Genomic DNA, 14,350 nt, shown 5'->3' with positions numbered 1-14,350 from the left:
CTACCTTTACATTACAATTGTTTAAATTTCGTACAAAAAGCCATAGAAGGATTTTATGACCGTGCGTTGCCATAAATGGATTGCTGCGCTTTTGATACTTATCTTTGCGCCCGTGACATCAGCTAACAAGCCAGCTGTGCCTGAATCAGACAAACCTATTCAAGTTTTGCTGAACGACTGGACCAGCCAGTTAGTACTGGCTCGAGTCACGGGTCAGGTACTGCAATCGATGGGCTATAACGTCGGTTACGTAAACAAAACCAGTAATGCGCAATGGGGTTCGCTCAAACTAGGCTTGAGCCACATTCAGGTCGAAGTCTGGGAAGGCACCATGTCCAAGATGTTCCAACGTATGATCGATGCCGGAGCTATAGTGGATGCCGGCACCCACGATGCCATCACCCGAGAAGAGTGGTGGTATCCACTGTATGTCGAAGAGTTATGCCCAGGCTTACCAGATTGGCAGGCGCTAAAAAAATGCTCCGACCTTTTTGTTGATCCCCGCACTGCCCCGCAAGGGATGTACCTAGGCGGACCATGGGAGAAACCTGATGCCGCTCGCATCCGCGCACTCGGCATGGACTTTAAAGCGATTACCGTTGAGCAAGGCGATGATCTTTGGGTCGAGCTAAAACGTGCGGCTATCGAACAACGACCTATCGTTTTATTTAACTGGACACCCAACTGGGTGGAAGCCAAATACCCGGGCCGCTTTATTGAATTTCCAGACTATCACCCCGACTGCGAGACTAAACCCAGTTGGGGGACCAACCCGCGCTTCCTGCACGATTGCGGCAACCCGAAAAAGGGTTGGCTCAAAAAAGTCGCTTGGAAAGGCATGCCCGATACTTGGCCTTGCGCTTATGAAACCTTACAAAACATCAACTTCAGCAACGCCATGATTGCCCAGCTGGCCTCAATGGTTGATATAGATGGTCTGAGTTACGAAGCTGCAGCTGATAAATGGATGGCCGACAACCAGACGGTCTGGTCCGAATGGATTCCTCCTCACTGTCAGATATAAAAGGATCAATGATGAAGGGTGATAGCACCATACCAATCAAGGATTCAATCGGCTTCAATCTGATCAAGCTAGTTTTTTCGATCTACATCATTATCGCCGCCATAGTAACCTTGGCTCACATGGCAATCGAATACTTCAACGTAAAGTCTTCGATGCTGCAGGATCTGCAGCTTTACCAAAGCTCGTTTGAAGAGCCTCTAGCCGATTCCCTTTGGGATTTAGATCTGGAACGCACCAAAACGATTACACCAGGTATAGTGAAACTCCCTTCTATCGTTGGCTTACAGATTTATGATTTAGGCGATTCGCTTATCTCTGCGGAAGGTTTAACCCACGACAATTTAGCTGAGCACTCTGGCGGAATTTTACCCACACAATTATTGGAACACGAGTTCTCCATTGTTTACACCAAGGAAAATGAAGAGGCTGCTGTAGGTCGAGCGGTATTTTACTCCAGCTCCGACGTTGTACTTACCAAGGTACAAGCGGGCTTCGCGCTAATCATTATTAATGCCATCATCAAAACAACCGCATTGTGGGCTATTTTCCTCTATATCGTGCGTCCTACGCTGATACGTCCCATTGAGCATCTTAGTAGTGCCTTGCAGAATTTAACTTTTGATAAGCTCAGCAAATCTGACATCACCATTCCAAGAAAACGTCATGATGAGTTGAAGGTGCTCGAGCAAAGTATCAACGCCATGACTACCCGTTTAGCGGAATCCTCAGACCAACTTAACGAGCTAAACAAAAACCTCGATAGATCTCACAAGCTGGCACTTTTACTGCTCCGCGGCGTAACGGAAATGAAAGAGAGCAAAGAGAAACAAGACTCTTTCGCCGCAGTATCCAATGTAATCTCTGAAGCGATTCCGTGTTTATCTTCTTCGGCGTTATATATCTCTTACTACCATCACAATACCAATGAATCTCCGAGCCTAGAGGCTTCTGATACACCGGTTATTGAAGAGTCTTACCGTCAGGCTGGAAAAATTGAGATATTGGTTCGGGATGCTCAGATACATAGCAAGACCTCGCATTCTGAGGAAAAACTGCAAGGTAATCTGATCAACATCCCACTTCGACACGGTAAAGAGCTCGTAGGCTCCATCGAAATACTGTCAAAAACCCCCGTCAGTATCAGCATCGAAGAGCAACAATTTATCAGTACGCTGATCCCCTCTCTGATTATTTCGCTAGAAGATATCAGCATCCGCTCCAACTTGGAGGCGGCTGTTAGAGAAAGAACATCAGACCTGCAGAGATCAAATCACGAAATTGCGATTAAGGCGCAAGAACTGGCTCAGATCAGTCAATCTAAGTCGCAATTCCTGTCGAACATCAGTCATGAAATCCATACTCCGTTAAATGCGATCATCACCCTAACCGAGCAGAACGCTCAGAACAGCCAGATCCAAGATCCTGTAGCAGTGCTTAGCGTGATTCATCACTCAGCTGAAAACCTACTCAAAGTGATCGAAAACCTTGTCGATTACTCCGAAATAGAATCCGGCAAAGCACACCTAAACCCGATTCGATTTAACCTTGAATCACTGGTCAGCGAAGCGATCGACCACAACAAACCCGCAGCCCAAGGTAAAATCCTACAGCTCAAACTTAAAACAAAAGTTATCAACACATCCCTGTTTGGCGATTCCAAGCGTTTGTTACAGATCCTGAATATTTTCCTCGATAACGCCCTGAAATTTACCACCCAAGGCTCCGTGATTTTGAGTGTTTCGCAGCAAGCCAGTAGCAACGCGCTGTCGCAATTCGAGTTTTCTATTCGCGATACCGGTATAGGAATGGATGCAGAGAAGATCAAAACCTTGTTTAACATCGCCGGCAACGACAGCGCACCTGCCTTTAGCACACAGACCGGACACGGACTGAACCTATCCATCAGCAAGCAATTAATCGAGATGATGGGGGGAGAACTAGAGATCGACAGTACGCCAGATGAAGGTAGTAGCTTTAGCTTTACCTTGAGTTTCAAAAACGCCTGCGAAAGTGAACTGATCGAAGACGAGTGATGATGCTAATTTAAGCTTCATCACTCCTACGGATTAGATACGAAGGCCACCGTCCATCTCAACGATACGACCGGTAAAGAACTCGTTCTCTATGATGTACTGAAGCGTATGCGCCATCTCTTCCACTTCACCTAAACGGCGTACAGGTACAGCAGCGACCATACGTTCGATCGCTTCTGGCTTCATTTGAGCCGTCATCTCTGTGGCAATCACACCCGGTGCGATACCGCCAACACGGATCTTATGGCGCGCTAGTTCACCCGCCCAACTAGTTACCATCGTTGCGACAGCTGCTTTAGTTGCGGAATAGTTAGTCTGGCCCATATTACCGGCACGGGACACCGAGGAGATATTTACAATAACGCCACCTGTCCCTTGAGTTGCCATCGCAGCCGCTGCTTCTCGACCACAGAGAAAGGTACCGGTCATATTAACCTCGACCACCGACTGGAACTGCTCAAGGCTCATCTTCGCTTGCAGTTCGCCATCTTTCACTTTGATCAGCATGCCGTCACGCATTAGACCGGCGTTATTGACCAAGCCATTAATCTCGCCAAAGTCAGCAACGATCTGCTTAAAGGTTTGCTCAACCGCAGACTCATCGGTGATATTGCACACATAACCGCGGGACTCGCCACCCAATTCAGAGCAAGCAGCTGCTGCTTCATCCAATGTGCCTTGATCCAAATCGATCAGTGCCAACTTACCACCCTGCTTCGCTAGGTTCTCCGCCATTGCGCGCCCTAAACCACGACCACCACCGGTGATAACAAAAACACTGTTTTTAACCTGCATACCCGAATCTCCAAAAATATGGCCCTACCTGATTAAATATAGGCAATACCATCTACTTCTGTTGTTTTTATAACCTCATTTATAGCCTGTTTCGGGCGATATTACGAGAATTTTATTAGGGAAAACCCTAACAAAATGTAATTCTGGAAAATAGCGGATAAGAACGGGGAAAGGCTGGAAAAAGCGGTCAATAGCTGGACGCGTTGCTTGCTAGAACATGACTTTATGGCTGTAATGAGAAATTAAAGCACTGTAGATACTTACTTATCGGTGATGCACTTCTTAACTTTGATAAAACATTACCCTCTACTGATACAACAAAATAGCCAATACTATGAAGGCAGTGATACCAGAACCAAAAATCAAAATATCGACATTCTGCTTCTTTCGTCTTCGAATCCATAAATACAGACCCGAAATAACCCATATCCATATGGAAATAGCGACAAAATCGACAATTATCGCCCATATATCCGAAGCAACCTGCTTCCTTTCAAATCCAGATTTAAAATGCAGATGGTGTAAAAAGCCGTACATTGATGATGGCACATACCGCTCAACTACAGCTTTGCCCTGCGCACTCTGCCAAGTAATACGGTAGTTACCGGCACCAGAATAACGCAAGATGACCAATTGACGGTTATTGGACTCTGCCAGTAGCTGGTAATCGCCTTTTAGATCGAGTCTGGTCAGCAGATTTTGCGCTGTGAGTTGCGGCGTACTGGAAGAGATCTCAGAGGGTTTGAAATCCTGCTCCTGAACGATCGCCCATCCGGGAGGAATGACATGGAATAGGTCTCGAAACCAATCATTGTGGTTCAGACAAAACGCACTGGTCGCGTACATTAACAACCAAGGCGCCAAAAATAATGCGATATACAGATGAATCCACCTCATTATCTTGTCAAACCGAGCCCAACCCTTCTTAGTCACTCAACTCTGGCCCCTAATATTGTTAAAGCGCATATAGTAATGGAGCTAGATCGTTGTTTCTATCAAGAGAGCCTCGTAACAGAAGCACCCTAAGCTAATCCAAGTGGATAATTTATTTACTTAAGCAACTTCGATAGAATCGAGATAATTCAATTTCACCGATGTTTGAACCGTCAATGATACGCCAAGGCCTGACATCTAACGTAACACGCATAGCAGTACTCGCTTTACTGCTAGTAGCAACGTTGTGTCGCGCGAGTTGGGCCGTTCAAATATCCCAGCACGATACAGCTCCTGAGGCTGACCCTTGGCAAGTCGCTTTAGAGCATGGGCACTACCATCCCCCTGCACTAGACCATATGCATGATGAAACTTCCGGCATTTCCGAAGACGATCATCCCTTTATCCATACGGTCATGGCGCTCGACCACCAAGTATTTTTAATTACGTACCCTAAACGCCCTCAGGTTGATGCTCGAAGTACTTACCCAACACTTACTTTCAACACCTTACCTCCCTATCAAAGAGACCTGTATCGCCCTCCGCGGCGCAATTTAGATTAGATATCGAACGCGCATAACGCGCTACAATCTGTATTAACTTTGAATGGAGTACTGGTATGAATCCAGGCTTTTCATCTGCCCTACATTCCTTCTGGAAAGGTAGCCTTATCTCTGTGGCTACAGTTCTAGTGATGCTTGTTAGTATGGGGCTATCTACACAAGCTTTTGCTCATGGTGTCGCCGAAGGTGATGCTGTGTTTATCGAAAGTGCCAGTGGCGTGCAGTTGTTACCCTTTATTTATTTGGGTGCTAAGCACATGGTTACGGGCTACGATCACTTACTGTTCCTATTTGGTGTCATCTTCTTTCTATTCAGAATGAAAGATGTTGCCATCTACGTAACATTATTCGCTGTCGGGCACAGTCTAACCCTACTTTACGGAGTGCTCAGCGAAACCCACGTAAACCCCTATATCGTTGATGCGATTATTGGTTTGTCCGTTGTGTACAAGGCACTTGATAACCTTGGCGCATTTCGAAGATGGTTCGGTTTTCAGCCAAACACTAAGACTGCCGTTCTGATTTTCGGCTTCTTCCACGGCTTTGGTCTGGCAACAAAACTGCAAGACTTCACGCTGTCAGAAGACGGCCTTGTGCCAAACATAATCGCTTTCAATGTCGGCGTGGAAATCGGTCAACTGCTGGCTTTGGCAGGCATTCTGATTGCCATGAACTTCTGGCGAAAATCACCTTCGTTTAATCAACACGCATTCTTTACCAATGCAGTCCTAATGACACTGGGCTTTATGCTCATTGGTTTTCAATTAACGGGCTATTGGGTTACTGCATAGGAATTTCATCATGAACGATATTTCAAACATCAATAACGACGGTTTACCGTCAACAAAGAGCCTGATCAAAGCGACTATTGCAGCGTTCGTAGCGGGCACCGTCATATTAGTCACCACAATCCTTCCTGCTGAATATGGCGTAGACCCGACCGGTATGGGCAAGGTTTTGGGTTTGAATGTGCTAAGCCAAGCGCATGCAACCGAGCCAGAAGTACCTGAGGTGAACAATGCCTCATCAACTCCCGTAAACATTGAAAATCCGCTCTTGAAAGGCGAAACAGAACCTCGTAGTGATACGATGAAAATAACGCTGATGCCTCGACAGGGCGCTGAAATAAAGTCCCCGATGAACACCGGTGATAACTTTGTGTTTACCTGGACATCGGAAGGTGGATCGGTCTACTTCGATATGCATGGGGAAGTGCCCAATGCAGGTAAAGATGAGTTTACTAGCTATTGGATCGGCAAAAACCAACAGCAAGCGAGTGGTAATTTCACCGCACCATTCAAAGGAACCCATGGCTGGTATTGGCAAAATACCAGTGACGCTCCGGTCACTATTACGCTGAATACTCATGGTTTCTATGGCGAGCTTTATATGCCTTAAATGTGAGAAGGTTTCACTGATCTCTGCATGGAAAGAGGGCCTTAAATAGGCCCTCTTTTTGGTTATTTACTGGATACCGTCTCACTCGCTTTCCTTTCCCTTTCTGCATCTAGTATGGCCCTTTTACGTTCCAATCCCCAGCGGTATCCACCGAGGCTACCATCTCCTCTTAATACACGGTGACAAGGGATCAGAATACCTATTCGGTTTTTTGCACACGCGGATGCAACCGCCCGAAACGCTTTGGGTTTATCTATTTTTGCAGCCAATTCGCTGTAGCTGAGCACCTCTCCCTCTCGCACACTCAATAGGAATTTCCATACCTTCATTTGAAAAGCGGTACCGCGCATATCGAGTGGTAGACCGGGTCTAGGAACACCTTTACTCAGATGCTGATCCAACGCCTCCATCCATGCATCAAGTGCAGGCGTTTCTTGGGATGTGGAGGGGATCAAACTGGCATTCGGAAACTCGTCTTCGAGCTTAGAAAGTAATGACGCTTCATCATCGTCAAACTGGACGAAGCAGACTCCTTTATCGGTAGCAGCCATCATCATCTGACCAAGCACAGAGTTACGGCAAGCGTACGAGATAACCTCTCCTTCGCCTCCTGCCCTGTATGCTTTAGGTGCCATACCTATATTTCGGGTCGCTTCTCCATAAACACGGCTGACCGATCCAAAACCGGACGAGAAAATAGCATCCGTCACACTATCACCCTGTTTTAAGGACTTCTTAAACCGCCGCATTCGAACGGCATCTTGGTAAGCTTTGGGCGAAATCCCAAAGGCACTCTTAAACACTCGTTGCAGTCTGGAGGCAGACAGCCCGACAAGTTCAGCCAAACTTGCCAGGGTCAGCTGTTCTTCCGCGTGTGTTTCTATATGCCGAGCCACCTCAATAAGCCTAGACGTCCCAGATTTTTCGTCTAAAGAAAAGCAGCGTTTACAAGGCCGGAAACCAGCTCGCATGGCAGCTTCCATATCAGGGAAGAATCTTAAATTCTCTGGCTTAGCGGAGCGTGATGAACAGGATGGCTGGCAGAACACACCGGTAGTGATAACACCATAATAGAAATCGCCATCACGAGATTTATCTCGCGCTGCTAAGGCCTCGATCATTTCCTGTTCTGATGGCATCGACATAATTCAGCTCTTGATTAGCGTTTAGATATAACCATAAAAACCCACTTTTAAGGCGGTTTCCATCCGTTTATTGCTAAGGAATATAAGTAATTTAGGGTTGATAACAGTTTAAAAAGATACGGCGCAAAAATCGGATGGTATTTATTTGTCGCCCCTACTATTTTAACCACTCTTCTGGTTACTCGGCTTTTGCATAGAAGTTACTTATTTTCGGACATAGCGCTCATTGCACTAGACTTACCCACAAGCGACAGGCACCTATAACTCTGAGATTAATCTCCATTTAAGTGGTACATGATATGAATGAGCAAGACATTGCTCGTGGAATGCAAGCGTTGGCTCTACTCGACCCTGATATCAAACGCGCCGCAGCACAATTGGGGCCGCCTCCGGTACGACATCGTCCTAAGGGATTCGAAACCTTCCTATCTGCCATTGTAAGTCAGCAAATTTCGACCAAAGCTGCTCAAGCGATTTTAGAGCGAGTCACTGCGCTAATGCCGGAAGTAACGGCTTCAGAGTTATTGAATATTGATGATCAAGCTTTACGTGATGCGGGCTTATCCTGGCGCAAAATTGAATACGCTAAAGGCTTGGCCGATGCCGTGAATACCGGCCATTTTGATATTGAGGGCTTAGACGTACTGGATGACAAAGCCGCTATTGCGGCCATCACCAGTCTTCGCGGTTTTGGACGTTGGAGCGCAGAAATCTATCTGATGTTCTCTTTAAAACGCCCGGATATATTTCCGGCCGATGATCTCGCCATTCAGGTTGCATTGGGTCGTCTGAAAAGGCTCCCAGATAAACCAACACCCAAACAAGCAAGAGATATAGTTGAGCACTGGGCACCTTGGCGAAGCGTTGGTTCGCTATTTCTATGGCATTACTACCACGGCCCACCTATCTAACAGTCGATAGTTGCTAGACGCGTTGCTTGCTAGAACGCAGGCAATAGGGTGATGCAATCTTGCTTTGATACTCATTTTTTTATAAAAGAATTTAATATTAGAAAAACATGAACTTATTTGTAATTAGAACTCTATGAGTAATAGCTAACGGTTACATTAAAGGTTCTGACATTAGGGTAGATTACTTCATGAGCAATATTGATCAATTAGTTCACGAAACATTATGGCAAGACCATGACACCGAAGAAGACTTTCCTTCTAAAACTCCATTACTCGCTCACTATACGTCTATAAATAACTTCGATTACATCATCGGCGGCGAAGAGCTTTGGTTCTCAAATCCACTTAATATGAATGATTCAGATGAATTGCTTTTTGGAATGAATCAAGGGGCTGCCGAATTCAGAAGTAATGAAGCTTTAATTACAGCTTGCGGCAATGAGGATGTATTTCGTCGATTGATAGAGATCTTTGATTACCATTTAAACAAATTTGATGAAGACCATGTTCTAGACACTTATATTTCATGTTTTGCAAAGCACGATGAAACAGATTATGACGGTGCTCTTTCTATGTGGCGAGGCTATGGGGCTAACGGAAATGGCGTCTGCTTTGTTATGGATACAAAAAAGATAGAACCAAATGAAAACTCCCCTCTAATACTTGCTCCTGTACATTACACAACGAATGATGAAAGGATTAAGTGGATTAAGGAACGAGTACATTTACTTGCAGACATACTTAGCTCAATCGAAAAAACTGACGAAGAGCTTAATTCTATAGCTTGGCAATGGATTGAAAGACTTAAAGTTTTTTCACTATTTACCAAACATATAGGTTTTCAAGAGGAACGAGAATGGAGGTTTGTATACCTCAGTGATCGTGATGCTGAGAAAAACTATACACCAATGTTTGGATACCATACTTCCGATAAGGGAGTAGAACCCAAGCTAAAATTAAAGATATCTGAAGTGCCTGATGGGAAGACTCCCCTCTCTTTAGAAAACATAATCGATAGAATAATTTTAGGGCCTACCGCATCATCAGTTCTATCAATAAGATCACTGGCTAGAATGTTAGAATTGAAAGGGCATAAGAAGTTAGTCGACAAAATTCATGCCTCTACTATCCCTTATAGGCCATAGAATCCAGCAATAGAGTAGTATGTAGGGTGCAATAGCGAAGCGTATCACAGCTTAAGTTACGGATTGGTGTAATACGCTCCGCTATTACACCCTACTGGTTCCACTGTTCTATTCAGCTTTTCCTCTAGGCGCAGCCGTCCTCTAGCCACGCAGTGGCGTCCTAAAAGGCGAAGCCGATCTCTAGCCGCGAAGCGGCGTCCTGCCCTTAAACAAAAAAACCGGCACATGCGCTAAGTACATGGCCGGTAAGAGAGCAGAATCTGAAAAATAGGAGGGATAGTTCCTAGTGGAAGAAACTATCCCTGTGGGTAATTTTTCTTGGGGGTTAAATGGCGCCTCGCGCTTCGATTAATGCTTCAATCTCAGGAAGAATTGAGGCGTCATCGATGGTTGAGGGCATTTTATACTGCTCTTTAGCTGCAATCTTTCGCAGTATCGCGCGCAGGATTTTGCCTGATCGAGTTTTAGGCAAACGTTGCACAACGATTGCGCTTCTAAAGCAAGCAAGGGCACCTACTTGTTCACGGACCATTTTTACCAGCTCCGTTTGTAGTTGCTCTTCTTCGATCTGTTCACCGGCTTTTAGCACGATCAAACCTACTGGTAGCTGGCCTTTAAGCTCGTCGTTTACACCAATCACGGCGCACTCGGCTACTGCAGGGTGAGCGGAAACAACCTCTTCCATTTCACCTGTGGATAAACGGTGGCCGGATACGTTAATCACATCGTCGGTACGACCAGTAATGTAGATATAACCGTCGTCATCTTTAAAGCCGCCATCGCCGGTGTGGTAGTAACCCGGGAAGGCTTCTAGGTAAGAGCTAACGTAACGATCGTTGTTGTTCCAGATGCTCCACGCAACGCCCGGTGGCATCGGTAGTTTCACGCAGATATTACCTGCTTCACCGTCTTCGACTTCGTTACCATCGCCATCCAATACACGGATGTCGTAGCCTGGAATCGGCTTATTGGTAGAACCTAAGCGCGCTTCAGATGGATTGTCCCAACCCATCATTGGAGCCGTCATCGGCCAACCCGTTTCGGTCTGCCACCAGTGATCGATCACCGGCACTTTCAACAGATCAGACAACCAGTGGAAGGTTGAGGAGTCTAGCTTCTCACCTGCAACAAACACCCACTTTAGGCTGTTTAGATCGTATTTGTGCGAGAGTGCACCTTCTGGGTCTTCTTTACGAATAGCTCGGAAAGCGGTTGGCGCACAGAACATAGAGTTAACTTTGTACTCTTCGATCACACGCCAGAATGTACCTGCATCTGGTGTTTTGATCGGCTTACCTTCAAAGAAGATCGCGCTACAGCCACCCATAAGCGGGCCGTAAACGATGAAGGAATGACCCACAACCCAACCGATATCGGACGCGCCCCACCAAACATCACCCGGGTGCATACCGTAAACGTTATTCAGGGCATAGCTCAGTGCCACAGCATGACCGCCGTTATCACGGACGATCCCTTTTGGCTGGCCTGTAGTGCCGGAGGTGTACAGGATATACAGCGGGTCAGAACCTTTAACCGGTGTGCATGGAGCAGGCTCAACACCCTCTTGAACTTCGATCCAGTCCAGATCGCCAGCTCGACTCATATCCGCTTTAACCATCGCACGCTGGAACACAATAGTGTGTTCTGGCTTGTGCTCGGCCAGATCGATCGCTTTATCCACCAGCGGTTTATAGGCAATGGTTTTATCAAACTCGATACCGCAAGACGCGGTAAGGATCATCTTCGGATTGGCATCATCAATACGAATCGCCATCTCTGCAGGGGCAAAGCCACCGAAGACCACCGAGTGAATTGCACCTAAGCGAGCGCAGGCCAACATAGCCACGGCGGCTTCAGGAATCATCGGCATGTAAATTAGAACCGTATCGCCTTTCTCGATGCCTTGGGCTTTTAGGGCTCCGGCAAAACGGGCAACACGATCGAGAAGCTGGTTATAAGTAATGGCCTCTTTTTTACCGGCAGCAGGTGAATCGTAATACAGTGCAACCTGCTCACCACGGCCATTTTCCACATGGTAATCCAGTGCTAAATAAGCGCTGTTTAGCTCACCATCGGCGTACCAGCTGTAGGTACCAAAATCTGTTTTTGTAAGGGTCTTTGTCGGCTTTTTGAACCAAGAAATACGGTCAGCCTGATCCGCCCAGTAAGCTTCGGTGTTCGCCAAAGCCAACTGATACTCATGATTGTATCCCATCGAATCAACCTCAATTATTTTTGTTTTAGGTTGGAAAGTCCTGCCAGCACGCATCAACTGGCAGGTTTCGCTTATCTGTGGATAAGTTTTTTATTGGTCTTGGTAAAGGCGAAGAACGCTGGAGAAGTCCAGCCCGCCGTTACCGTTGGCTTTGTGCAGATTGAACAGTGCACGTGCCTGCGAGCCCATTGGAGTTGGGGACGCACTTTGTTGGCTTAGCTCCATCGCCAGACCTAAGTCTTTGAACATTAGATCGACTTGGAAACCGCCCTGATAATCGTTAGAAGAAGGTACGCCTTCCATCACACCTGGGAACGGGTTGTAAACCTGTAGCGACCAGTTGTTACCGGAGCTCTGCTTCATAATTTCAGATAGCACTGCTGGGTCTAGGCCGTTCTTCACACCCATGTTTAGGGCTTCAGAAGTACCTGTCATTAGGATCGCTAGCAGCATGTTGTTACACGCTTTAGCCACCTGACCTGCGCCGTTGCTGCCAGCGTGGAAGATGTTTTTACCCATGCACTCAAGCACAGGTTTTGCTTTAGCGAACTGCTCGTCAGATGCGCCCACCATGAATGCTAGCGTGCCTGCAACCGCACCACCTACACCGCCGGATACCGGCGCGTCGATAAAGTTGATACCACGCTCTGCACCTACCGCTGCAACCTGCTTAGCTGTTTCGGCATCGATCGTAGATGAGTCGATAATCAGTGCACCATCAGCAACTACATCAAACAGTGGCGCATCACCAGACACCATCAAACCTTCGACATGCTTACCCGCTGGCAGCATTGTGATAACAAACTCAGCATCGGTTGCTGCATCTACGGCTGTCGCAGCAGCTTGGCCACCTTCAGCCACTACTTTGGCAATTGCATCTTGAGACAGGTCGAATGCTTTTACTGAATGACCCGCTTTAACAAGGTTGATCGCCATTGGACCACCCATGTTACCTAAACCTATAAAACCGATAGTCGCCATTTCTCTAGTCCTGTTATTGTTATAACTAGTTGTTATACATCGTTGTTTTATCTGGATGCTTAACGCTGCATCCCATCTTCATTGCCCACGCCTTACAAATTGGCGAGTGGGTTCTCCTGTCCGTCGCCTTTCCAAGGTGACTCAAAAAATTCAGCTACTTTTGCCTGATCAACCTCTGCCAGTGTTGGATAGGTCCACTGCGGTTTGCCATCTTTATCCACAAGCAGCGCTCGCACGCCTTCTGGGAATTCACGATGACTGCAGCACTGTACAGACAGAACAATCTCGGCACAGAACACCTCTTTCAGGGACATCTGATCGGTGCGTTCTAGTTGCTGTTTGATCAGGTTGATCGCAAGAGGACTGCCATGGCCGATCGCTTTCTGGGAGCGATTGATCCACTTGTCGTCGCTTTCAACCGCCAACAGTGCAGAGACAATCTCTTCAACGCTGTCGTGATCGGTAATCTTCTGGATAAAGTCGTAATGCTGTTGAATCGGGGACTCCGATTTGAACTGCGGTTGCGACTGCTCTTCTACAACCCGTAACACGCGGTTAACGGCAGCTGTTGCACAGCCATCCCAGTTTTCCGCTTGTAACCCTTCAACCATGTTCTGGCGCAGTTCATTCGCGACAAAGCGATCAGCCAAACCAAGGAACAGTGCATCGGCAGCGAACATTGGGTTACCCGTCAAGCCAAGGAACAGACCTGTACGACCCGGCATGTGATTCAGGAACCAGCTGCCGCCCACGTCTGGATAGAGGCCGATCGTTACTTCTGGCATCGCCAGATGGGAGCTTTCGGTCACGATACGGTGGCTACAGCCGTTCATCAGGCCCATGCCGCCGCCCATCACAATACCCGCACCCCAACAGATAATTGGTTTTGGATAAGTGTGGATGGTGTAATCCAGCGTGTACTCCCGGGTGAAGAAATCTTCTGGGAAGGAAGCATCGCCCTCACCGGTCATCGCCTTGTAAAGATTGACGACATCGCCACCGGCACAAAACGCTTTTTCGCCGGCGCTATCCAGCAGGATCGCCACGACAGAATCGTCTGTTTTGCACTCATCCAGTTTTGGCTGGATCAGGTCGATCATCTCCAAGGTCAGCGCATTCAAAGAGCGCTCGGCATTCAGACTGATCTCAACAATCTTCTTGCCGTCTTGGGTTGGGTATTCGTTAAACAGTACGCAGCTCATCAATC

General features: G+C 47.0%; 13 protein-coding genes. 7 read left to right on the top strand and 6 right to left on the bottom strand.

Annotation, left to right across the window (positions count from 1 at the left end; translation table 11 throughout):
* The first annotated feature begins 55 nt into the window (after positions 1-55).
* Together ACMXYS_RS00540 and ACMXYS_RS00535 are read left to right on the top strand one after the other, a co-directional pair.
* Entirely contained in the window at positions 56-1,024 is a 969-nt protein-coding gene (locus tag ACMXYS_RS00540) for an ABC transporter substrate-binding protein (RefSeq protein WP_415897278.1), read from the top strand.
* Complete coding sequence (locus tag ACMXYS_RS00535; RefSeq protein ID WP_415897277.1) at positions 964-3,057, top strand: ATP-binding protein; 2,094 nt, start codon at positions 964-966, stop codon at positions 3,055-3,057. Before ACMXYS_RS00540 ends, ACMXYS_RS00535 begins: the two co-directional genes overlap by 61 nt.
* A gap of 33 nt (positions 3,058-3,090) precedes the next feature.
* Here the strand turns inward: ACMXYS_RS00535 and ACMXYS_RS00530 are convergent, their stop codons facing one another.
* Positions 3,091-3,852, bottom strand: coding sequence for an SDR family oxidoreductase (locus ACMXYS_RS00530; RefSeq protein ID WP_415897276.1), 762 nt, complete (start codon positions 3,850-3,852; stop codon positions 3,091-3,093).
* 306 nt (positions 3,853-4,158) lie between these two features.
* On the bottom strand, positions 4,159-4,749 hold the full coding sequence (locus tag ACMXYS_RS00525) for a PepSY-associated TM helix domain-containing protein (protein WP_415897275.1): 591 nt from the start codon (positions 4,747-4,749) through the stop codon (positions 4,159-4,161).
* A 212-nt stretch (positions 4,750-4,961) separates the two neighbouring features.
* On the opposite strand from ACMXYS_RS00525, the gene ACMXYS_RS00520 reads away from it, so the two are divergent.
* The 3 genes from ACMXYS_RS00520 (at position 4,962) to ACMXYS_RS00510 (ending at position 6,746) form a co-directional block, all read left to right on the top strand.
* A complete protein-coding gene (locus tag ACMXYS_RS00520) occupies positions 4,962-5,348 on the top strand; it encodes a hypothetical protein (RefSeq protein ID WP_415897274.1) in 387 nt (128 codons plus the stop codon).
* A gap of 131 nt (positions 5,349-5,479) precedes the next feature.
* Positions 5,480-6,139 (top strand): HupE/UreJ family protein, encoded by a 660-nt coding sequence (locus ACMXYS_RS00515; protein ID WP_415898270.1) that lies wholly within the window; start codon positions 5,480-5,482, stop codon positions 6,137-6,139.
* 10 nt (positions 6,140-6,149) lie between these two features.
* Positions 6,150-6,746, top strand: coding sequence for a hypothetical protein (locus ACMXYS_RS00510; protein WP_415897273.1), 597 nt, complete (start codon positions 6,150-6,152; stop codon positions 6,744-6,746).
* Positions 6,747-6,808: 62 nt separating this feature from the next.
* On the opposite strand, the gene ada is transcribed toward ACMXYS_RS00510, so the two are convergent.
* The gene (gene ada, locus ACMXYS_RS00505; RefSeq protein ID WP_415897272.1) at positions 6,809-7,891 is read right to left on the bottom strand and encodes a bifunctional DNA-binding transcriptional regulator/O6-methylguanine-DNA methyltransferase Ada; all 1,083 of its coding nucleotides are present in this window, start codon (positions 7,889-7,891) and stop codon (positions 6,809-6,811) included.
* 299 nt (positions 7,892-8,190) lie between these two features.
* Between ada and ACMXYS_RS00500 the strand changes: the two genes are divergently transcribed.
* Together ACMXYS_RS00500 and ACMXYS_RS00495 are read left to right on the top strand one after the other, a co-directional pair.
* Positions 8,191-8,802: a DNA-3-methyladenine glycosylase family protein gene (locus ACMXYS_RS00500; protein WP_415897271.1), complete on the top strand. Its 612-nt coding sequence runs from the start codon at positions 8,191-8,193 to the stop codon at positions 8,800-8,802.
* Between the two features lie 188 nt (positions 8,803-8,990).
* Positions 8,991-9,947 carry a DUF2971 domain-containing protein gene (locus ACMXYS_RS00495; RefSeq protein WP_415897270.1) on the top strand — a complete coding sequence of 319 codons (957 nt, stop codon included), beginning with the start codon at positions 8,991-8,993 and terminating at the stop codon, positions 9,945-9,947.
* A 325-nt stretch (positions 9,948-10,272) separates the two neighbouring features.
* On the opposite strand, the gene ACMXYS_RS00490 is transcribed toward ACMXYS_RS00495, so the two are convergent.
* The 3 genes from ACMXYS_RS00490 to ACMXYS_RS00480 form a co-directional block, all read right to left on the bottom strand.
* On the bottom strand, positions 10,273-12,162 hold the full coding sequence (locus ACMXYS_RS00490; protein WP_415897269.1) for an AMP-binding protein: 1,890 nt from the start codon (positions 12,160-12,162) through the stop codon (positions 10,273-10,275).
* A 90-nt stretch (positions 12,163-12,252) separates the two neighbouring features.
* The gene (gene mmsB, locus ACMXYS_RS00485; protein WP_415883055.1) at positions 12,253-13,143 is read right to left on the bottom strand and encodes a 3-hydroxyisobutyrate dehydrogenase; all 891 of its coding nucleotides are present in this window, start codon (positions 13,141-13,143) and stop codon (positions 12,253-12,255) included.
* Positions 13,144-13,235: 92 nt separating this feature from the next.
* The gene (locus tag ACMXYS_RS00480) at positions 13,236-14,345 is read right to left on the bottom strand and encodes an enoyl-CoA hydratase/isomerase family protein (protein WP_415893007.1); all 1,110 of its coding nucleotides are present in this window, start codon (positions 14,343-14,345) and stop codon (positions 13,236-13,238) included.
* Positions 14,346-14,350 lie beyond the last annotated feature (5 nt).

Origin of the sequence: Neptuniibacter sp. QD57_21, assembly GCF_047778075.1 — a bacterium.
In the GTDB taxonomy this organism is placed as follows: Bacteria; Pseudomonadota; Gammaproteobacteria; order Pseudomonadales; family Balneatricaceae; genus Neptuniibacter.
The sequence above is the reverse complement of the archived record's forward strand: the minus strand, read 5'-3'. Positions and strand labels throughout refer to the sequence as shown.